This window comes from Caulobacter sp. FV2ps19 (genome assembly GCF_058681035.1).
In genome coordinates this window covers 1,209,702-1,230,377 of record NZ_CM178729.1, presented here as the reverse complement: position 1 = coordinate 1,230,377, position 20,676 = coordinate 1,209,702, and the positions used below count along the sequence as shown (strand labels likewise).

Annotated in this window: 21 protein-coding genes; 11 read left to right on the top strand and 10 right to left on the bottom strand. The window is 66.5% G+C overall.

Translation table 11 applies throughout. The features are described from left to right. Positions 1 to 145 precede the first annotated feature (145 nt). On the bottom strand, positions 146 to 352 hold the full coding sequence (locus ACW18B_RS05950; RefSeq protein WP_492050361.1) for a DUF1192 domain-containing protein: 207 nt from the start codon (positions 350 to 352) through the stop codon (positions 146 to 148). 89 nt (positions 353 to 441) lie between these two features. Between ACW18B_RS05950 and ACW18B_RS05945 the strand changes: the two genes are divergently transcribed. Continuing rightward, entirely contained in the window at positions 442 to 1,425 is a 984-nt protein-coding gene (locus tag ACW18B_RS05945) for an NAD(P)H-quinone oxidoreductase (RefSeq protein ID WP_492050360.1), read from the top strand. 13 nt (positions 1,426 to 1,438) lie between these two features. Here the strand turns inward: ACW18B_RS05945 and ACW18B_RS05940 are convergent, their stop codons facing one another. After that, complete coding sequence (locus ACW18B_RS05940) at positions 1,439 to 3,904, bottom strand: PAS domain-containing protein (protein ID WP_492050358.1); 2,466 nt, start codon at positions 3,902 to 3,904, stop codon at positions 1,439 to 1,441. A gap of 128 nt (positions 3,905 to 4,032) precedes the next feature. After that, on the bottom strand, positions 4,033 to 4,617 hold the full coding sequence (locus tag ACW18B_RS05935; RefSeq protein ID WP_492050356.1) for a sigma-70 family RNA polymerase sigma factor: 585 nt from the start codon (positions 4,615 to 4,617) through the stop codon (positions 4,033 to 4,035). Between the two features lie 207 nt (positions 4,618 to 4,824). Here ACW18B_RS05935 and ACW18B_RS05930 point away from each other — a divergent pair, with 207 nt between their 5' ends. Next, complete coding sequence (locus ACW18B_RS05930) at positions 4,825 to 7,545, top strand: TonB-dependent receptor (RefSeq protein WP_492050354.1); 2,721 nt, start codon at positions 4,825 to 4,827, stop codon at positions 7,543 to 7,545. A gap of 155 nt (positions 7,546 to 7,700) precedes the next feature. Beyond that, positions 7,701 to 8,423 (top strand): DUF1013 domain-containing protein, encoded by a 723-nt coding sequence (locus ACW18B_RS05925; RefSeq protein ID WP_492050352.1) that lies wholly within the window; start codon positions 7,701 to 7,703, stop codon positions 8,421 to 8,423. Between the two features lie 83 nt (positions 8,424 to 8,506). On the opposite strand, the gene ACW18B_RS05920 is transcribed toward ACW18B_RS05925, so the two are convergent. Further along, entirely contained in the window at positions 8,507 to 8,680 is a 174-nt protein-coding gene (locus ACW18B_RS05920) for a YdcH family protein (protein ID WP_492050351.1), read from the bottom strand. Between the two features lie 129 nt (positions 8,681 to 8,809). Between ACW18B_RS05920 and ACW18B_RS05915 the strand changes: the two genes are divergently transcribed. The 3 genes from ACW18B_RS05915 (at position 8,810) to ACW18B_RS05905 (ending at position 10,199) form a co-directional block, all read left to right on the top strand. Continuing rightward, complete coding sequence (locus tag ACW18B_RS05915) at positions 8,810 to 9,439, top strand: UbiX family flavin prenyltransferase (RefSeq protein WP_492050350.1); 630 nt, start codon at positions 8,810 to 8,812, stop codon at positions 9,437 to 9,439. A gap of 4 nt (positions 9,440 to 9,443) precedes the next feature. Further along, positions 9,444 to 9,893, top strand: coding sequence for a TIGR02444 family protein (locus tag ACW18B_RS05910; RefSeq protein WP_492050348.1), 450 nt, complete (start codon positions 9,444 to 9,446; stop codon positions 9,891 to 9,893). A gap of 84 nt (positions 9,894 to 9,977) precedes the next feature. Then, positions 9,978 to 10,199: a YdcH family protein gene (locus tag ACW18B_RS05905; protein WP_492051624.1), complete on the top strand. Its 222-nt coding sequence runs from the start codon at positions 9,978 to 9,980 to the stop codon at positions 10,197 to 10,199. 14 nt (positions 10,200 to 10,213) lie between these two features. Here the strand turns inward: ACW18B_RS05905 and ACW18B_RS05900 are convergent, their stop codons facing one another. After that, on the bottom strand, positions 10,214 to 10,576 hold the full coding sequence (locus tag ACW18B_RS05900) for a response regulator (protein WP_492050346.1): 363 nt from the start codon (positions 10,574 to 10,576) through the stop codon (positions 10,214 to 10,216). Between the two features lie 356 nt (positions 10,577 to 10,932). Next, the gene (locus ACW18B_RS05895) at positions 10,933 to 11,655 is read right to left on the bottom strand and encodes a GGDEF domain-containing protein (protein ID WP_492050344.1); all 723 of its coding nucleotides are present in this window, start codon (positions 11,653 to 11,655) and stop codon (positions 10,933 to 10,935) included. Between the two features lie 228 nt (positions 11,656 to 11,883). On the opposite strand from ACW18B_RS05895, the gene purE reads away from it, so the two are divergent. The 3 genes from purE (at position 11,884) to ACW18B_RS05880 (ending at position 14,346) form a co-directional block, all read left to right on the top strand. Continuing rightward, positions 11,884 to 12,378, top strand: coding sequence for a 5-(carboxyamino)imidazole ribonucleotide mutase (purE, locus tag ACW18B_RS05890; protein ID WP_492050343.1), 495 nt, complete (start codon positions 11,884 to 11,886; stop codon positions 12,376 to 12,378). Between the two features lie 2 nt (positions 12,379 to 12,380). Continuing rightward, positions 12,381 to 13,487 carry a 5-(carboxyamino)imidazole ribonucleotide synthase gene (locus tag ACW18B_RS05885; protein ID WP_492050341.1) on the top strand — a complete coding sequence of 369 codons (1,107 nt, stop codon included), beginning with the start codon at positions 12,381 to 12,383 and terminating at the stop codon, positions 13,485 to 13,487. Positions 13,488 to 13,641: 154 nt separating this feature from the next. Next, positions 13,642 to 14,346: an aspartate/glutamate racemase family protein gene (locus tag ACW18B_RS05880; protein WP_492050339.1), complete on the top strand. Its 705-nt coding sequence runs from the start codon at positions 13,642 to 13,644 to the stop codon at positions 14,344 to 14,346. 62 nt (positions 14,347 to 14,408) lie between these two features. On the opposite strand, the gene ACW18B_RS05875 is transcribed toward ACW18B_RS05880, so the two are convergent. Both ACW18B_RS05875 and ACW18B_RS05870 read right to left on the bottom strand, forming a co-directional pair. Beyond that, entirely contained in the window at positions 14,409 to 15,788 is a 1,380-nt protein-coding gene (locus ACW18B_RS05875; RefSeq protein ID WP_492050338.1) for a chloride channel protein, read from the bottom strand. Positions 15,789 to 16,758: 970 nt separating this feature from the next. Beyond that, positions 16,759 to 17,421 (bottom strand): COQ9 family protein, encoded by a 663-nt coding sequence (locus tag ACW18B_RS05870; RefSeq protein ID WP_492050336.1) that lies wholly within the window; start codon positions 17,419 to 17,421, stop codon positions 16,759 to 16,761. Positions 17,422 to 17,602: 181 nt separating this feature from the next. On the opposite strand from ACW18B_RS05870, the gene rpsU reads away from it, so the two are divergent. Next, positions 17,603 to 17,842, top strand: a complete 240-nt coding sequence (rpsU, locus tag ACW18B_RS05865) for a 30S ribosomal protein S21 (protein ID WP_085953736.1) — start codon at positions 17,603 to 17,605, stop codon at positions 17,840 to 17,842. Positions 17,843 to 17,958: 116 nt separating this feature from the next. Here rpsU and ACW18B_RS05860 read toward each other — a convergent pair whose 3' ends face one another. Together ACW18B_RS05860 and ACW18B_RS05855 are read right to left on the bottom strand one after the other, a co-directional pair. Beyond that, the gene (locus ACW18B_RS05860) at positions 17,959 to 18,912 is read right to left on the bottom strand and encodes an alpha/beta fold hydrolase (protein WP_492050334.1); all 954 of its coding nucleotides are present in this window, start codon (positions 18,910 to 18,912) and stop codon (positions 17,959 to 17,961) included. 44 nt (positions 18,913 to 18,956) lie between these two features. Continuing rightward, a complete protein-coding gene (locus tag ACW18B_RS05855) occupies positions 18,957 to 19,691 on the bottom strand; it encodes a M23 family metallopeptidase (protein WP_492050332.1) in 735 nt (244 codons plus the stop codon). Between the two features lie 605 nt (positions 19,692 to 20,296). Here ACW18B_RS05855 and ACW18B_RS05850 point away from each other — a divergent pair. Further along, entirely contained in the window at positions 20,297 to 20,644 is a 348-nt protein-coding gene (locus ACW18B_RS05850; protein ID WP_492050330.1) for a UrcA family protein, read from the top strand. The last annotated feature ends 32 nt before the right edge of the window (positions 20,645 to 20,676 follow it).

Below are 20,676 nucleotides of genomic sequence, written 5' to 3'. Positions count from 1 at the left end.
CGCGAGAACGTCTCGCCTGGGATCGAGGCTGCAACCCTCGTGCCAACAGGCGTCGTCCCGTTTCGCGACCCACCCCCTCGAACCTCGATACGCTCAGAGCCCAGGCGGCTTACCGCCTTAGACCGTGCTTACGGTAAATGAATTGCTAGTCGAGGCGACCAAACAGCGCATTGGCCGCGTCGCGGCCGGCGCGTTTCTTGTCCAGAAACGCCCGCGTGCGGAGAATTTCAGCCTGCAGGGCCTCAATTCGCTCCTCCAGCTCGGCGACGCCATAGATCTCCAGATCCTCGTGGATCGTCTCGGTCAGAGCGCCACGATTGAAAGCACGCGCCTCAACAGGTTCCTCGAACATCGGCTGGCTCCCACGACTTGTGAATGACCCTTTTCGATCCTTCATGAGACGCCTACCAAGGCCGCAAGGCAAGCCTGAGGAAACCCAACATGTCGGACACCATGACCGCGATCGCCATTGAGGGCGGCAAGGGACCGGCCCAGGCCCTGATCGCCGCCCAGCTTGACCGTCCCGTTCCTGGACCCGGTCAGATCCTGATCAAGGTGGCCGCCGCCGGCGTCAACCGGCCCGATCTGCTGCAGCGCCTGGGATATTATCCGCCGCCGCCCGGCGCGCCCGCCACCCTGGGCCTGGAAGTCGCCGGCGAGGTGGTCGCCCTTGGCGAGGGCGCGGCCCGCTGGGCCATCGGCGACAAGGTCTGCGCCCTGCTGGGCGGCGGCGGCTATGCGCAATATGCCGTGGTCGACGCCCGCCACGCCCTGCCGATCCCCGACGGCTTCGACATGGTCCACGCCGCCGCCCTGCCCGAGACGGTTTTCACCGTCTACGCGAATGTGTTCGAGCATGGCGCGCTGAAGGCGGGCGAGACCCTGCTGATCCATGGCGCAACGTCCGGGATCGGGACAACGGCGATCACCATGGCCAAGGCGGCGGGGGCCAGGGTCATCGCCACCGGCCGCGGCGCCGACAAGAAGGCCCAGGCTCTGGCCCTGGGCGCCGACATCGCCGTCGACGCCAAGACCGAGGACTTCGCCGAGATCGCCCGGGCGGCCGGCGGCGTCGATGTGGTGCTGGACATGGTCGGGGCCAGCTATTTCGACAAGAACCTGCACGCCCTCAACACCGGCGGCCGCATCGTCTATATCGCCGCCCTCGCGGGGCCGGTGCTGGACGTGCCGGTGATGGCGATCATGCAGAAACGCGCGGTGATCACCGGCTCGACCCTGCGCCCGCGCTCGGCCGACGAGAAGGCCCGCCTGGCCGGCGAGATCGAGCGCGTCGTCTGGCCGTGGATCGCGGCGGGAAAGATCAAGCCGATCATCGACGCCACCTTCCCGCTGGCGGACGCCGCCAAGGCCCATGCGCACCTGGAAGCGGGCGAGCATGTGGGCAAGGTGGTGCTGGTCGCCTGACGGGCCTCTGGCCCTATGTCGCGGCGGCTTCCAGCACCGCGCGCAGCTTGGCGGCCAGGGCCTCGAGGGTGAAGGGCTTGCCGATCAGCTCGACGCCCACGTCCAGCACGCCGTTATGGACCACGGCGTTGCGGGTATAGCCGGTGGTGAACAGCACCTTGATGTCGGGTCGCCGTCGCCGAACCTCTTCGGCCAGCCGGGCGCCGTTGACCTCGGGCATCACCACGTCGGTGAACAGCAGCACAATCTCCGGATGAGCCTCGATCAGGCGAAGGGCGGCGGCGGCGCTGTCGGCCTCAAGGGTCCGGTAGCCGAGCTCGTCCAGGGCGTCGAGGCTGAACTGGCGCACCGCGGGCTCGTCCTCGACGACGAGAATGAGCTCGCGATTGTCGCCCATCGCCAGGGCCGGGGCGGCGCCCTCCACGGCGTCGACGGAATCGGCGCCGTGCAGCCTGGGCAGATAGATCTTGAGAGTCGTGCCAACCCCGGGCTCGGAATAGATCTTCACATGGCCGCCCGACTGCTTGACGAAGCCATAGACCTGGCTGAGCCCCAGCCCTGTGCCCTTGCCCACCGCCTTGGTCGTGAAGAACGGATCGAACGCCTTCTCGATGACCTCGGTCGGCATGCCGCCGCCGGTGTCGGTGACGGCGATCAGCACGTACTGGCCCGCCGCCAGGCCCAGATGGGCCGCGGCGTAGCGCTCGTCGAGATGGGCGTTCTGGGTCTCGATGGTCAGCCGCCCGCCGTCGGGCATGGCGTCACGGGCATTGACCGCCAGGTTGAGAATGACGTTCTCGAGCTGATTGGGATCGGCGGCGGTGATCCACAGCCCGCCCGCCAAGACGGTCTCAAGCCGGATATCCGCGCCGATCGAATGGCGCAGCAGATCCGACATCCCCGCCACCAGGCGATTGGCGTCGATCGGCTTGGGTTGCAACGGCTGCTGACGGGAGAAGGCCAGCAGTCTCTGGGTCAGAAGGGCGGCGCGGCGCGCGCCGTCGCCCGCCGCGTCCAGATAGCGCTGGGCGCGGGCGTCGCCGCCCGACAGGCGGCGTGACAGCAGATCCAGCGACCCGACGACCACCGCCAGCATGTTGTTGAAGTCGTGGGCGATCCCGCCCGTCAGCTGGCCGACCGCCTCCATCTTCTGGCTCTGGCGCAGGGCGTCCTGAACGGCGGCCAGTTCCGCCTCGGCCAGTTTCGCGGCTGTGACGTCTCGGCCGGTGGCGTAGACGCGATCCTTCTCGGGCGCGGCGGCCCAGTCGATCCAGCGGACCTGTCCATCCTGGGTCAAGCAGCGACACTCAAAGGCCGGCAGCGGGCGATCCAGGGCCTGGCCCAGGGCGAGCTGGCCGGCCTGATGGTCGTCCGGATGGATGAAATCGAGATAGGAGCGACCGACCACCTGATCGGGCCGCCAGCCCAGCACCGAAAGCCAGGCCGGATTGGCGGCGCGCAACACGCCCTCGCCATCCAGCACGGTGAGCAGGTCCTGCGAGGTTTGCCACAGGCGATCGCGCTCGGCGGCCTGCTCGGCGACCCTTTGCTCCAGGGTGGCGTTCAACGTCGCGAGGGCGGCGGCCGTGACCTTCTGATCCTCGATGTCGGTATTGGTGCCGATCCAGCGCACAATCTTGCCGTCGACGTCGCGCGTCGGGACGGCGCGGGCGATATGCCACCGGTAAAGGCCATCGGCGCGCTTGAGACGAAACTCGACCTGATAGACCTCGCTTGAAGCCAGGGCCATTTCCCAGCGACCGCCGGCCTCGTCCCGATCCTCGGGATGAACCATCTGGATCCAGCCCACGCCGTCGAGGGTTCCGACCTCGACACCGCTGTATTCATAGACCCGGTCATTGAACCAGTGCAGGTCGCCCTCGGCCGAGGCGGCCCACACGTGGTTGGGAACCGCCTGGGCGAAGGAGCGGAACTCCGCTTCGCTGGCCGCGAGTTTGGCCTGGGCCGCGACACGGTCCGTGGTCTCCACCGCGGTCACAAAGATGCCGCCCACCCCGGTGGGCGCCATCGGATCATAGATGGGGCTGTAGCCGAGCGTGAAGCGCGCATCCTCCCAGCGCGCACCGTGGCGCTGGATCCGCATCAGCATGTCCTCGGCGAAAATCGAGGGGGCCTTGCGCGTCAGAATCGCGACGTGCGCCGGCTCGATCTGACCCCAGACCTCCGACCACACCTCGGCGGCGGGTTGACCCAGAGCCGCCGGATGTTTCTCGCCCAGGAACGGCCGATAGCCGTCATTGTAGAGCAGGACGAAATCCGGCCCCCAACGCAGCGCCATGGGAAAGGCGGACGCCAGAATAATGTCGACGGCCAGTTGCAGACTGGGTGACCAGGTTTCGACGGGCCCCAGTTTCGTCGCCGCCCAGTCAGTCGCCTGAAAGAGACGGGCCATGCCCTCACTGGACGTGCGCCAGCCGGCCGGCGGCTGAAACGGCTCACGCGGCATGATGCGGCTCATCGAAGCCGACGATCCGCCGATCAACGGATGTTTGTTGTGGACGCCCCAACGACCTCTGGCCCCGATACTGTTCGCACGGCCCCGACCGCACGGCCCCTCAACTACCCTTCCCTATCGCCGTGGATCTGTCAGGCGCAACGGGCGAGTCGATACTCATCGATCTGCTGGAAGATCGAGCCCATGGCCGCATGGGCCGGCTGATGGTCCTCAGAGATATGGCCCTCGGCCAGGATCAGGGCCAGGCGATCGCGGGCCCGGCTGACCCGGCTCTTGATCGTGCCCAGGGCGGCGCCGGTGACGAGGCTGACTTCTTCATAGGACATGCCGGCCGCGCCGATCAGGATCAGCGCTTCACGCTGGTCGGCCGGCAGCATGTCCATCGCGCGGCGAACCTCGTCGAGCTCCAGAGCCGCCGTGGGGTTGGACACTGACACCAGGGTGCGCTCGGCGACCTCGGGGTCGAGCTCGCAGCTGCGCCAGGAGCGTCGCTTTTCGGAATAGAAGACATTGCGCAGGATCATGAAGGTCCAGGCCTTCATGTTGGTGCCCGGTTGAAAGGACTCGCGTGAAGCCAGGGCCTTGGCCAGAGCGTCCTGGGCCAGATCATCACCCTGGGCGGCGCTGCCGCAAAGCGAGCGACCAAAGGCGCGCAGATGCGGAATCAGGCCGACAAGCTCGCGTTCAAAGGTCGTGTTCAAGGTCTGTTCCGTCATGGCCAAGTTCCCCTATTCGACAGTCAAACGCGCCCGGCGGCGTATGGCTCCGCTTGCGCAGAACTTTTTTCGACCATCGGACAGCTTCGCTGTCATCGAGCCGTTATCGATCCGAGTGGGTGCAGTCACGAAAGGCCGCTAACGCCCGAGCATCCGCCGGACGCCCAGCTGGGGCCTGTCCTTCCGGCGACAGTGCAGGGGACCTACATGTCATCCACCAGAAAGGCGCTCGTCATGAGCGCCGCGTCGACCGCTATCGCCTTGGCCATGTTCGCCAGCGCGGCCCACGCCGCCGATGTCGCCGCGCCCGCCGAGGCTTCAGCCGACGCCGTTGACGCCGTGGTCGTCAACGGCTTTCGCAAGTCGCTGGGCGCCGCCCGGGCCTTGAAGAAAGACTCCGCCATCGTCGCCGACTCGATCGTCGCCGAAGACATGGCCAAGTTCCCCGACCTGAACCTGGCCGAGTCGCTGCAACGCCTGCCGGGCGTGGCCATCAACCGCGAAGGCGGCGAAGGCCGCCGGGTCAGCTTGCGCGGCCTGGGCCCCGACTTCACCCGCGTCCAGCTGAACGGCATGGAAGTGCTGGGCAATGTCGACTCGCCGATGGACAGCCGCGGCCAGACCTCGCGCGACCGCGCGTTCGACTTCAACATCTTCGCCTCGGAACTGTTCTCGAAGGTCGACGTGCGCAAGTCTTTCTCGGCCGAGCAGGACGAAGGCGGCATGGCCGGCACGGTGGGCCTCTACACCGCCAAGCCGTTCGACTATGCGGGCCAGAAAGTGGCCCTGTCCTTCCAGGGCGGCACCAATTCGTCCACCAAGGACTTCCAGCCGCGCGGCGCGGCGATGTTCAGCAAGAACTGGGACGACAAGTTCGGCGTCCTGGTGTCGGTGGCCTATTCCAAGCGCCAGACCGAAGAGCAGGGCTACAACACCTACGGCGCCGGCACCCAGAAGGCCCTGGCCGCCAATGTGGTCAAGCTGAGCGCGGCGGATCAGGCCAAGGCCATGAACGGCGAGCTGATCTTCCAGCGCGGCAACCGCCTGTCGGTCTGGGGTTCGGACCAGGAGCGCCTGGGGGTCACGACAGCCGTGCAATGGCGCCCGGTCGAGAACGTCACCGTCACGCTCGACGCGCTGCACGGCAAGTTCACCAACGACCGCAGCGAAAACCATCTGGCCACCCGCGCCAGCGTCGGCTCGACCGTTCTGGGCGGCACGGTGCCCCACTCGGGCGTCGTCACGGCCGCCTCCGTGCTCAACTCGATCCAGTACGACCAGTACAATTCGATCATCTACGCCGATGTCGACAATACGGTGTTCGCCACCGAGACCCGCCGCCAGCAGACCGAGAACACCTTCGATCAGGTCGTGCTGACCGGCGAATGGCAGGTCTCCGACAAGCTGACCCTGGACGGCCATATCGGCCAGGAGACCTCGGACTACGATATCCCGATCTCGGACAAGTTCTATACCGAGGCGTTCGGCGGCCTGATCACCGACTATCGCGGCGACAGCGCGCACAACACCTACAAGTGGAACACCACCGATCCCAACAATTACCGCGCCCACGAGATCGACTTCTCGGCCACCTATCAGACCACCGAGCTGAAGAACGCCGAATTCAACGGGGCCTATGCGTTCAATGACGACCTGACCCTGAAGGCCGGCCTGTCCTATCGCGGCTTCAGCAACTCCGGCTACCAGCAGGCGACAGACGACCTCAACAAGTCGGCCTGGGAAAAGGGCACGCTCGATGACCATGTCGACAGCTACTACAAGATCTTCAGCCAGCATGATGACCAGTCCTGGCTGATCGTCGACTGGGACAAGGCCCTGGCCCACTACGGCGTCACCCGCACCCTGGGCGCGCCCAAGGGGATCTATGAGGTCAAGGAAGACACCACCGCCGGCTACGCCCAGCTGGACTGGAAGACCACCCTGTTTGGCAAGCCGTTGCGCGGCAATGCGGGCCTGCGCAGCTACAGCACCGAACTGACCTCGTCGGGCGTCATGGCGGTCAAGGGCGTCAACACCCCCACCACGGCCAAGAAGACCTATTCCGGCGTCCTGCCGGCCTTCAACGCCGTGCTGGAACTGTCGGACAAGGTGCAGATCCGCGCCGCCGCCGCCCAGAACATCAACCGCCCGTCGCTGGGCGCCTATGCCATGAACGGCTCGATCAGCGTGGACGGCTCGACGGTGACGGTGTCGACCGGCAACCCCAATCTTGACCCCTACACCTCCGACGAGTTCGATCTGGCGGCCGAGTGGTACTTCGGCAGTGTCGGCATGCTGACGGCCGGCGTCTTCCACAAGAACATCGACGGTCTGGTCAGCACCCAAACCACCACCAATGTCAGCTATGCCAGCACCGGTCTGGCCGAGGGCCTGTATCCGGGCGTCACCGGCTCAACCAACGTGGCGTCCTATACCCGCTCGGTGAATCTCAACGACGCCAAGCTGACCGGCGTGGAGCTGAGCGCCCAGAGCGACTTCTTCTTCCTGCCCGGCCCGCTGAAGAACCTGGGCATAGTCGCCAATGTCACCTTCATCGATTCCGAGACGACCAACCTCGTCAACGGCAAGAACCAGAAGGGGGCGATCTACGGGATGTCCGACCTGAACCACAACGTCACGCTCTATTACGAAACGGCCAAGTGGGGCGGGCGGATCTCGTCGAACTATCGCTCGGACTACACGATCGACAGCGGAGCCTTCAACGCCACCACCTATATCGACGCGGCGGCCTTCTATCAGCTGACCCCGCGGATCCGCCTGTCGCTGGACGCCGTCAACCTGTCGGACGAGCGCGAGGAACAGGTCAACAGCTTCAACAACGGTTTCGGCCAAGCCGGCGCTCACCGCCTGTGGAACTACACCACCAGCGGCCGCACCGTGTTCATCGGCGCCAATATGCAGTTCTAGACCCGATCCCGGATGAGCCGCCGGGTCCGCGTCGCGGGCCTGGCGGCGACTTCCCCTGCATCCCCCGTTCCCTTTTCCACGGAACCAGATTATACGTCGCCGCTGATCATCCCGCCCGGCCGAAAGGCCGGGCGCCGTCATTTCTGGAGGACCGCATGTCCGACATCCTGATGCCCAAGGCGACGGCCGTCTGGCTCGTGGACAACACGTCGCTGAGCTTCGAGCAGATCGCCGATTTCTGTAATCTGCACCCGCTGGAAGTGCGCGGCATCGCCGACGGCGAAGTGGCGCGCGACATCCGCGGCGCCGATCCGATCGGCAACGGCCAGCTGACCCGCGAAGAGCTGGACAAGGCGCAAGCCAACGACGCCTATCGCATGAAGGCCCAGGTCAGCCGCCACGCTGAACTGCTGAAGCCGCAGAAGAAGGCCCCGCGCTACACCCCGGTGTCGCGCCGTCAGGATCGTCCGGACGCCATCGCCTGGTTCCTGCGTCACCACCCCGAGGTGACCGACGCCCAGATCTCCAAGCTGCTGGGCACCACCAAGTCGACCATCGACCAAGTGCGCCACCGCACGCACTGGAACGCGGCCAATATCAAGCCGGTCGATCCCGTGACCCTGGGCCTGATCGGCCAGCTCGAGCTGGACGCCCTGGTCAAGAAGGCCGCCGAGAAGAAGGCCAAGGACGATCTGAAGAAGGGCATCCTGCCCGAGGATCCGACCCTGCGCCCCGCGTCCGAGACCGGCGTCGTCGAAACGCCCGAGGAAGACGAAGAAGCCGATTACCGCAAGTCGCGCGCCGAGCCGAAGGCCGAAGACGTGTTCGGCAAGTCGACCTATGTGGCCGACGACGAGGACGAGGACGACGAGGACTAGACGCCTCGAAAGCCGCTGTACTTATGAAAACGGCCGCTTCCCGATGGAAGCGGCCGTATCATGTTCTCTAAATCAGGGCTGAGTCAGTGCAGTCGAGATCGAAGACCCTCGATCTCCTCCTTCAGCTTCAGTTTTCGCCGTTTGAGCTCCGTAAGTCGCGCAGCGTCGCTCGCGGGACGCTTGGTCTCCTCCTGGATCGAGCGATCAAGCGTCTCGTGACGGGACCCCAGTTCGCGGATACGGGATTCGATGGCCATGGCTGTCGGCTCCTTGCTGTTGACGAGAAGAGTGAACACCCGGTGCGTCCGGCTGTCAGATCACATATCGTTGCACGTAGTGGCGCTTGACCTCGCGCGACTTGCTCCCATGACGGACGAAGATTCACCATGCCTGACCCTTCGAAAACCCGCGATCGCCCAAGACTGATCATCGGAATTTCAGGCGCTTCGGGCGTGGTCTATGGTCTGCGGGCCCTGGACGCCTGTCGCGATCTGGATGTCGAAAGCCATCTGGTGATGTCGAAATCGGCGGTCCTGACCCTGTCGCAGGAGACCGATCTTTCCATCGCGCAGGTCAATGCCAAGGCAGATGTGGTGCATCGCGCCTCGGATGTGGGCGCCGCCATCGCCTCAGGCTCCTTCCGCACGCTGGGCATGATCATCGCCCCGTGCTCGGTGCGGACCATGAGCGAAATCGCCAGCGGCGTAACGTCTTCGCTACTGACCCGCGCCGCTGACGTGGTGCTCAAGGAGCGCAGGACCCTGGCCCTGATGGTGCGGGAAACGCCGCTGCATCTGGGTCATCTGCGCACCCTGACCAGGCTGGCCGAGATGGGCGCGGTGATCGCCCCGCCCCTGCCGGCCTTCTACGCCAAGCCCGAGACGATCGCCGACATGGTCGACCAGTCGGTGGGCCGGGTGCTGGACCTGTTCGACCTCAACTGGCGGCCCGTGAAACGCTGGGGCGAGGACATCGCGTCGATCACCGACAAGAGCGCCGAAACGGGTGAAGGTTAACGCCATGAAGCTCTGGGACTGGGCCTTGGAAGTCTATGCGCGACAGGATGTCGCGGACGCCTGCCTGAACCTGCAGGACGGTCACGGCCAGAACGTGCCCTATCTGCTGTGGGCCGCCTGGGCGGCGGGCGAGGGCCGCGCGGTCGACGCCAAGGCCGGCGCCCTGCTGATGCGCCGCTGGGACGCCGAGATCGGGGCGCCGCTGCGTGGCGTACGCCGCGCGCTCAAGCCCAGCAGCCCGGATATCGCCGACAGCGCCCGCGAAGACCTGCGCGAGGCGGTCAAGGCCGTCGAGCTGCGCGGCGAGCGGGTGCTGCTGGAAAGCCTGGAAGCCCTGACCGGTCCCCCGGCTGCGCCCAGGGACGTTCTGGAAAGCCTCGTCGAGGCCGCCGCCGCCTCCGGCGACCCGCCACGGCGTTCCGCTTTGGAACGGCTGGCCGGCGCCTTATCGTGACCCTCTTTACGGGTCGGCAGCCTTTGCTATCTATCAGGATCGCGGGCCGGCCGAAGGGAACCCTCCATGACCGATGAACCGTCGATCAATGACGACGATCCCTCGGACGAATCCGACATGGCGATCGAGCGTCGGCTGTCGATCCTGCGCGAAGAGCACCAGGATCTGGACGCCGCTGTTCAGGCGCTGGAAGAGCGCCCTCAGCCCGACATGCTGCAGATCGCACGCCTGAAGAAGAAGAAGCTGGCGTTGAGGGACAAGATCGGCCGTCTCGAAGACATGCTGATGCCCGACATTATCGCCTGACGCCGAGCCCGGAGTCAGGCGGCGTGTAGGGCTTCCAGGGCCCTGACGCCACTCAGCAGCCGGGCCGGTGTAATCGGCTTTTCAAGACGGGCGTCGGCGCGTTCGTCGGCGCGCAAACGCCAGGGATCGATCGCCGAGGCCAGCAGGGTGGCGGTCAGGGCGCCGCGGCGCTCACGAACCGCGCGGATCAGCTCTCCGCCCGTCATACGCGGCATGTAAAAGTCGGTGATCACCAGATCCGGCGCGAACCCGTCCAGGGCGTCCAGCGCCTCGACGCCATCCCGGCACACCAGCACCTCGAACCCCGCCTCGCTCAGCGTGATCTCGTAGATCATCGCCAGTATGGGATCATCTTCCGCAACCAGAATACGCTGCATCTTCGGCCCCCACACATCTGGAGCAGTCCAGACGGTATTCCTTACCTGACCGTTAAAGATTTAGAGCGTGGGCCCGTTATGAGTCTCTGCGCAAAACGTCGCAAGACTCAGGGATGCGTTGAGGGACGCTACAGCCTAGAGCAAAGCGCGTGAAATCGGACTCACGCGCCTTGCTCTAGGTTTTTGTTTTCGCATCGTTTTTGCGGAAAACCGGCGTCCACTTTTCCGCACGATGCTCTAGGTTTTTGTTTTCGCATCGTTTTTGCGGAAAACCGGCGTCCACTTTTCCGCACGATGCTTTAGAGGCCCTCCCTCCTGAAAAGAGACCGCCTCCAAACTTCTAAATAACCGTCAGATCAGATGTTTATGGTCCGGCGGCGCTTGCGGACGAACATCGCGGCGTCGGCTTCGGCCAGGGCGGCCTCGGGATCAGAGCCCGGCTCGATCTCGCGCACGCCCCAGGAAATGTGCAGCGGCGCCGACCATTCGCCAAATTCGACGGGGGTGTCCTGAACCGCAGCGGCCAGGCTGGCGGCCTTGGACAGGGCGGTTTCCTTGTCGGCCTGGGCCAACAAGACGGCGAACTCGTCGCCGCCCATCCGTCCGACAACGTCGCTTTCCCGAACATTGGCCAACAGACGGCGCGCCACGGCCTGCAACGCCGCGTCGCCCGCCGCGTGGCCAAAGCGGTCATTAACGGTCTTGAAGCCGTCGAGATCGAAGAACACCAGGCTGGCGGGCGAGCCGTAACGCTGGGCGAAGGCCGCCACGCGCTTGATCTCGCGCAGGAAGGCGCGGCGGTTCAGAACCGGGGTCAGAACGTCCTGATCGGCCAGGCCCTGGGCCTCGTTGAGCCGCAGCTTCAGCCGCGAGACCTCGGCCCGCAGGTCGTCGATCTCGGTCATCAGGGTCGACAGGGCTTCCTGCACCTGCGGCGTCAGGTCCGCCTCGCCAAGGCCCAGAAACGCCGCGCTGTCCGGCGAGGCGATCTCGCGATGCGCCACCTGCGCGCCGGCCCGGGCCAGGGCGCGCTTGCGGATGGCGGCGAAGGGTTCGGTCCGGGCGCCGGAAATCTTCATGACCTGGGGAATCGTTTCTTGCACAGCTTGGCCAAGTGTTAACGGGAACGCGGTTCGACGCAATCGGCTCGCGCTTTGGCCGCAGGCCCGGACGTTGCGGCGCCTCATTCCGGGGCGTGCAAAGCGTTTTGGACTTGCGCTCGCGTGATCCACGCGCATACCGGGCGGCTTCAAACCTCGCCCTCGCCGGCGAGCCCCGCGCGCCGACTTCAAGGGACCTCGACGCCGATGCCAAATGCGACCACGCCGCCCGTCGCCATCATCATGGGCAGCCGCTCCGACTGGCCCACCCTGAAGGGGGCGGCCGACGCCCTGGCCAGCCTGGGCGTGGCCTATGAGGCCAAGGTGATCTCGGCCCACCGCACGCCGCAGCGCCTGTACGACTTCGCCACCGGCGCCCAGGATCAGGGCTTCAAGGTGATCATCGCCGGGGCCGGCGGCGCCGCCCATCTGCCGGGCATGGCCGCGGCCATGACCAACCTGCCGGTGCTGGGCGTGCCGGTGCAGTCCAAGACCCTCAGCGGACTGGATAGCCTGCTCTCCATCGTCCAGATGCCCGGCGGCATTCCCGTCGCCACCCTGGCCATCGGCGAGGCGGGAGCCAAGAACGCCGGCCTGCTGGCCGCCCAGATCCTGGCCCTTTCCGATCCCGCCCTCGCCCAGCGCCTGGCCGTCTTCCGTCAGGCCATGACCGACAGCGTCGCCGAAAGCGTCGAGGACTAGGCATGGGCGACGCCAACTCTCCAGCGCTGTCCGGCCCCCTGCTGCCGGGCTCGACCCTCGGCATCCTGGGCGGCGGCCAGCTGGGCCGCATGCTGGCCCTGGCCGCCGCGCGGCTGGGCTTTGACGTGGTGATCCTGGATCCCGAGGAAAACAGCCCCGCCGGCCGGGTCGCGGCCCGCCAGATCGTCGCGGCCTATGACGATCGCTGGGCGCTCAAGCGCCTGGCCGAGGCCTGCGACGTCATCACCTATGAGTTCGAAAACGTTCCGGCCGACACCGTCGCCGAACTGACCGCCCTGGGGGCCGTGGTCTCGCCGGGCGCCAAGGCCCTGGCCGCCGCCCAGGATCGGGTGATCGAAAAGAGCTTTCTGGCCGAAATCGGCGTGCCCACCGTGGCCTTCGCCGCCGTGAAAGACGCCGAGACCCTGGCCGCCGCCGTCGCCAGGATCGGCGCGCCCTCGCTGCTCAAGACCCGCCGCGAAGGCTATGACGGCAAGGGTCAGGCCTGGATCCAGCGCGCCAACGACGCCGAAGCCTCGTTCGACAAGATCGGCCGGCAGGCCGCCATCCTGGAGGCCCCGGCCGACTTCGGGCGCGAGCTTTCGGTGATCGCCGCCCGCGGCCGCGACGGCGAGATCGCCTGCTATCCGCTGGCGGAAAATCACCACGAGGGCGGCGTCCTCAAGCGCACGGTCGCCCCGGCCAAGGTCACTGCGGCCACCCGCGACCAGGCCGAGACCATCGCCCTCAAGATCCTCACGGCCCTGGACTATGTGGGCGTGATCGGGGTGGAACTGTTCGAGCTGGCCGACGGCAAGCTGCTGGTCAACGAGTTCGCCCCGCGCGTCCACAATACCGGCCACTGGACCCAGGACGGCTGCGAGGTCGACCAGTTCGAGCAGCATATCCGCGCCGTGGCCGGCTGGCCTCTGGGCCCCACCCAGCCGCACGCCCATGTGGAAATGACCAACCTGCTGGGCGCCGAGGTCGAGGCCTGGAAGAAGCTGGCCGGCGAGGCCGAGACCCGCCTGCACCTCTATGGCAAGGGCGAGGCCCGCCCCGGCCGCAAGATGGGCCACGTGAACCGCCTGCGACCGCTGAAGGACTGAACTTTCCCCTCTCCCCTTGCGGGAGAGGGTGGCCCGAAGGGCCGGGTGAGGGGTCGCGCGAGCCTCTCCGACAGGCTTATCAACCCCTCATCCGCCGGCCTACGGCCGCCACCTTCTCCCGCAAGGGGAGAAGGACAAATCCGAGGAGCCTCCCATGACCCAGCAAGCGATCATCGGCCTGATCGGCGGCCTGAGCTGGGAAAGCTCGGCCCAGTACTACCGGCTGATCAATGAGGCCGTGCGGGAACGGCTGGGCGGCGTGGCCTCGGCCCGCACCCTGATGTGGTCGTTCGACTTTGCCGAGATCGAGGCCCTGCAGCACGCCGGTCGATGGCCGGAACTCTCGCGCCGCCTGGCCGACGCCGCCCGGGCGCTGGAGGCCGGCGGCGCCGATTTCCTGGTGCTGTGCACCAACACCATGCACCGCGAGGCCGACGCCATCGAGGCGGCGGTCCAGATCCCCCTGCTGCATATCGCCGACCCCACCGCCGAAGCGATCAAGGCCGCCGGCTTCTCAAAGGTCGGCCTGCTGGGCACCGCCTTCACGATGGAGCACGACTTCTATCGCGGCCGGTTGGAGAAGCGTCACGGCCTGGACGTGCTGGTCCCCGGGGCCGACGACCGCAAGGCGGTGCATGACATCATCTATCGCGAGCTGGTGGCCGGTCAGGTGCTGGACGCCTCGCGCGAGGTCTATCGCGACGTGATCGCCCGGCTGGTCGACCGCGGGGTGCAGGCGGTGATCCTGGGCTGCACCGAGATCATGCTGCTGGTTAGCCAGGAAGACAGCGCCGCGCCGGTGTTCGACACGACAAAGCTGCATGCTCTGGCGGCGGTGGAGCGGGCGTTGGCGAGGTAGCGGAACGCTCACGGCGATCGCGGCGCGGGCGACACCCCGTTAGCGCGCCAGAACCTTGAACCTCATTTGACAGACTCTCCGGCGACGCCAGACGCGCCCCCCGTCGCGGCGGCCTCGGTGGCGCGTCTGCGTGGGCGGGTCCAGGCGCGGGTCAGGGCGTGGTAGAGCGGCGTGGGCGAGATCGCCTCCGAGCAGCGGCGCGCGATCACCGAGCACAGCAGCAGCGGACCGACAAGACCCGGATCGCGGGTCATCTCCATCAGGATGATGGCGCTGGTCAGGGGCGCCTGGACGACGCCGGACAGATAGCCCGCCATGCCCAGGGTCACCGCCTCGCGCTCACCCGCCCAAGGCGCCACATGCGCAAACAGCGCGCCCAGCCCGGCGCCGGTGGCCAGGGAGGGGGCGAAGATGCCGCCCGGGGCGCCGCTCGCCGCCGCCGACAGGGTCGCCACCCACTTGCCGGCCGCCAGTCCCCAACCCGAAGCATAGTGACCAAACAGCAGCGACTTGGCCTCGGCATAGCCGGCGCCATAGGTCACGCCACCGCTGAGGATCGCCGCGGCCGCCGCCACGAGGCCGCAGATCAGGGCGAAGCGGATCGGGCGGGCGTCCTTCCAGCGGCGAACCGGGTTTTCACCCACCAGCACCGCCACCATCAGACGGGAGAACAGGCCACCGGCCAGTCCCGAGACAACGCCGATCATCGCGGCGCTGATCCAGGCGTTCCAGCCGGCCGCGCCCGACATGTTGCCGAAATAGGCGTAGTTGCCGCCCAGGGCATAGGCCGCCACACCGGCCGAAACCACGGCCAGGATCACGACGGTGTTGGCGCGCTTGTCAAAGCCGCGCGCCAGTTCTTCGACCGCGAAGACGATGCCGGCGATCGGCGTGTTGAAAGCGGCCGAAACGCCCGCCGCGCCCCCCGCCACCAGCAGGGTGCGCCGGGCCGGGCCACCGCGCAGCCAGCCGGTCAGGAACACCATTATGGCCGCGACCACCTGGACCGTCGGCCCCTCGCGACCAATCGATCCGCCGCAGACCAGCAGCAGGGCCGCCAGGAAGATCTTGACCAGGGCGGTTCGGATGGAGACCCGCTCGTCATGGATCTTTTCACCGCTGCGATCCCGGCCGCGACCGATCTCGCCGGCGGCGATCACCTGGGGAATGCCGCTGCCCGCCGCCGCCGGCGCCAGGCGCCGCATCAGGGCCACGCACAGGGGCATGCCGATGACCAGCAGCACCGGACCCAGCCAGGGCATCCACGCGACCAGACGCTCATGCGTGGACATGGCCGCGTCACAGAGCTTGGCGAACCCCACCGCGGCGGCGCCCGCCGCGACGGCGGCGGCCACGACAGCCGCCGTGCGCATCGAACGCCGGGCGCGCAATCGCATCAGCTTGCGCTGACGGCCGAGAGTCTCGATGGGCGAAGATATCATCGCTGACTTTCACCAACAGAGGCGCGGTACAGGACTGGCCGAGAGCCAGCGCGCTCGCATCGCTTCGGCAGGCCCAAGCGGGTAACCGCGCCTGCCGGCCGGGTCAAGGCGACCGCCCGTCCCCGCCCCCAAACCCAACCGTCATTCCCGCCCTTGTGGCGTCCCCCCTGGTTCAGCTGACCCGTGAGACGCCGGCGAAGGGCGCGCGCCCGGGGCCCCTCCCGCACCTGCGGCGGCATGAGGGATTCCCGCCATGGGGACTCCCTTCCCCCATCAAGGGGGAGGGATTTAGGTCCGACTTCACCCCGAACAGACGATGGAAATGTTCGCTTCCGGCGCTGGCGACCGGCTTTGTCGGTACCGGTGTATCCTCTCATTTGAAGGCGGGAATGACGAAAGGTACGGGGATTGGGCGCAGTTTATCCCCGTCGATTCCGAAACAAACCTCAACCCATTCAACGCTCTGAAACTAAAACGAGCGCGCCAATGCTCCGCGTTCAAACCGGCCGCATAATCAATCTCACCTGACAGCACGGGAAGGGCGCACGTACGGCGACCGTTGCGACTGGCAGGGGTGGTCGAGCGGGTAGCGCTCATCGGGGGTCTTGAGTGACCGCCTTGGCGACAGATCTGGACAGGTTCCCTGCAACATCGGGACGAAAACCCAGGCGGCCAAGGTTCGAAGAGTGCGACAGGCATGGGCTGAAATCGCTCATGCGGTCCAGGGTGCGCCAACACCCTGCCCGTCGGGGGCCTAGCTACCGGAGCGGGTTAAAACCCCGCCAATCCCGGCGATGCTTCCGAATAACGGCTGCGCGGAGCGTTCGTCTTCGTCGAAACGGTACTTAAAACTCAATATTCCGGGCGAGGCCCGGACGCTCCGCGGCCCTTCCCATCCCTTCAGCGAGTGATCGCGTGAAGCCGGAAACCCATGCCTTCTCCCTTCCCCCATCAAAGGGAAAGGGTGTCCTCACCGGTACCGCACCTTCGCCAGGGCCACAGCCAGCTCCCTGGCCAGGTCCATCGGCTTGATCCCGGCCTTCCACTTCTCGAAGGCCATGACGTTGTCGATGCGGGCGTCCAGGTGAGCCAGGGCCGACTCGCGGCCCGAGGCCCTGTCGACGACCATCGTCGAAACCAGGATGCCCGACAGTATGGCGCGCTTGGAATAATGATTCTCGTCGGTGGCGGTGTCACCAGCCCAACGCCACAGCACATCGCTGCTCTCCCAGGTGAGACGCAGGGCCAAAGCCAGGTTGGTCGGGAAGGCCATGAAGGCGGCCAGGGCGCGCATGACCTCGCTGTCGGCCGCCACGGCGTCGAGTCGGGCGACGACGCCGGCCCGGATTTTCTCGCGAATCTTCATCGCGCCCGGATCATGGATGGCCAGCCTGTCGAGCGCCGCCGCGTCATGGCGCCGCGACAGCAGGGCGGCCAGATCTCGCGCCCCTTCGGGCAGCAGCAACTGGGTCTCGCCCGGCGACAGGCCCGCCGCCTGGGCTGCGCGCTCGGTCAGACGGGCGTTCCAGCCCGTCGCCGGCGCCAGGCGCACGGCCTCGTCCAGCACCCGTTGCTCGGCCTCGTCGGCCCAGCTGCTTCCGTTCTCGTTTCCGCTTGGCGCGCTTTTGCTCATGAATCCGAGTCTACACCGTGGTTTAGGCCGCGTCGCGCATGGACAGAGCCTATTCGCTCTGCTATCAGCCGCCCCTCGTTTCCCGGAAGCCCCCCTTCCGGGTTTATCAGGTTTTGTTCGCCCGCCCGGCCCCTGAGAGGGACTCGGGACATTGGTCGGGCCGTCGAATGGAGAGAGACCCCTGGTCCAGATTTTCGTCCGCGACAACAACGTCGATCAGGCCCTCAAGGCCCTGAAGAAGAAGATGCAACGCGAAGGCTCGTTCCGCGAAATGAAGCGGCACGTGCACTATGAGAAGCCGTCGGAAAAGCGCGCCCGTCAAAAGGCCGAAGCGGTTCGCCGCGCCCGCAAGCTGGCCCGCAAGCGCGCCCAGCGTGAAGGCCTGATCCCGATGCCGAAGAAGCCGGTCGGCGCCCGGTAGGCTCAACCGCCTGTCGTGCTGAAGACTTGAAGGCCGCGCGGCTTGCCGCGCGGCCTTCGTCGTTTCTGGACTCTGACGCGATCGGCGACGCGATCGGCCGCCCTATCCCTTGTCGGCTATCCCTTGTCGGCCTGGGCGACGAAGGCCACGGCCCGCACGATATGGTCGGCGAAGGCCTGGCCCAACAGCCGGGTATGGGTTGCGGCCTCGACATGGTCGACCATGCCATGGCGCGACGCCTCGGCGGGGGCCGCCTGCAGGGCTTTCCAGGCCTCATGGCCTTTCACGGGCCCGGCGGTGACCACGGCCAGCGGCCATTTAGGATCATAGGACGGCTGGGCTTCGGCCTGGGCCGAGGATTGCGGCCACAGCTCGACCTCGGCGGCGGCGGTGCGATTGTGCCGGCCATCGGCGAAGGCCCAGCGCTTTTCCGCCTTGGCCTGGGCCGGCAGTCCGATCTTGTCGCCCAGGCCGGTCAGCGCCAGCGGCTTGAACAGCCCGACAGACGCGCTCCGCGCCGCCCAGCGCGACGCCGCGGAGAAGGCCTTGATGAAGCCCGCCATGCGAGGGTTGGACGCCGATTCGGGCGTCGCGGCGTCCACCAGCACCAGCCCCGCCACCTGCCCCGGATTATGGCCCGCATACTGGCGCAGCCTCAGGCCCGCCATCGAATGGCCAACCAGGATATAGGGGCCCGGCTCGCCCGAGGCGGCGACCAGCTTTTCGAAGTCTGAAACGATGGCCAGGCCGTCACGCGGCGCCGGTCCGGGCGGAGAATAGCCCATGCCCGCCCGGTCATAGGCGCAGGAGCGCCAGCCGGCGGCGGTCAGGGCCTCCTGGGTCGCGCCCCAGTCGGCGGCGAAGCCAAAGGCGCCGGCCTCCAGCCAGACAACCGGGCGATCGCTTTTCGGGCCCTCACAAACCAGGCGCAGGCTTCGGCCGGGTTCGATCTGGACCATCAGGCCCCGCGGGCGCGGCGCCCCGGAAGCGCTCATTGCGCCGCCCAGGACGATAAAGGCGACGAAGAAGAGAGCGACACTGGCGAAACCGCGACCAAGGACCTTGAGCATGGTCGTCAGCTTACCGATCGAATGTGACGCGTCGAAGTCCTTATTTAGCTGTCGCTAGCTGCCGCCCTCGCGCGGCCACCCTTGGTGCGGGCCGCCTTCATGCCCTCGGGCCAGGCCGACACCGTGGCCATCCGCACCTTGCGCGATACGCGCCCTGCGGCCCGCAGCGGCAGATCCTCAGCTTCAGCAAAGGTCCGGCCCAGGAAGAAGGCGGGGTTCAGCGGCTTGCCCCGGCGTCGCAGCTCGAAATGCAGATGGGCGCCGGTCGAGCGGCCGCTATTGCCGACATAGGCGATGGTCTGGCCTCGCTCGGCATAGACCCCGGGCTTCACACCCCGCGCAGCGGCCCCCAGATGCGCGTACATCGTGCGGAAGCCATCCTTGTGGGCGATCTCCACATAGCGGCCGTAGGAGCCGCTGACGCCCGAGCGCACAACCACACCGTCCGTCGCGGCCTTGATCGGCGATCCGACCGGCGCGGCGATATCGACGCCCTCGTGGAGACGGCCGTTTTCTTCCCAAGGCAGTTGGCGCAAGCCGAATGGCGAATTGACCTCGCGACCCGGCAAAGGGGTGTCGAAAACAAAAGCCGGCGGTGGCGGCTGGACCTCGAAGACCGGAGCCTCGATCACCGGGAGGGCGGAATTGGCAGACTCTTCCGCCTGCGCCTGCAAGGCCGCCCCCGCGTTCAGTGCGACCAGGATGGCGATGACGCCCACCAGGGCAATGAAGCAGATACGAGAATAGGGCGGCCGAGCAGCAAGGGTCTGGGTCGTCAACAATCCGCGTCCTCGAGGGCGATCGGTCAGCCTAAAGGACCGAGCGAGGGCGCTGTGGATCCCATATCGACCTTTCGTGATCATGAATCGGCGGATTTGGCCTGGCCCAGCCCAGCCAAAGGCGGGCGTAGCCGGGCCTCTTGATGCGCCATGTCGCGTCGCCAATCCGGCACTCCACCCAGATGAAACGCGCAAAGCCGCCGCCGAAGCGCCCGCTATACAAATGTTCTCAACAAATGGATCGCCAATGCGCGCCCAAATGGCGCGGGGCCAGGCCGCCGAAACTCAACACTGCTTGGCCTAGCCAGAAGCATCCACTCATCTCTCGCGCCAAACAAATGATACGACGGGAAAAGCGCTCTATCGCGACGATATAATGGTCTGGATCGCCTCCAGGGGCCTGCGACACCCTGTCGCGCCGAGCCAAAGGCCGGCGAGGGCAGATCAAAGCCTTAATGAACATTGCCACAAATTTAGAGAATTAACTCCGCGTAACTCTCTGAATTCGACGTCATGACTGAGACGTAACGGGACTTCAGAAGCACTCGAAAGTAAACCCTTGGACATGGGGCGCACTGAAGCGCCAAAAAGAGGGAAGTCTTCAAATGCGCAAGTTCATCATGAGCCTCACCACCGTCGCCAGCCTAAGCCTCGCGGCCATTCCGGTCCTGGGCCTGACCCAAGCGGCCAACGCCGGCGAACTGCAAGCCCGGATCCCGGTCGGTGACCTGACCCTGTCCAACCCCGCCCAAGCCGCCGTATTCAAGGCCCGCGTCGAGACCGCCTCCAAAAACCTGTGCAGCGCCAAGGCCCGCAACAACCAGCTGGACATGTCGTTCAACGACTGCCGGGTCGCGGTCCGCCTGGAAGTCGATCGCCAGCTCTCGTCCTCGCAACGCAAGGCCCTGAAAGTCGCCGCCCGAGCCGTTCCCGTCGAGACGGCCCAACGGTGAGTTCGGCAACACCCCAAAACCGAAAACAACAA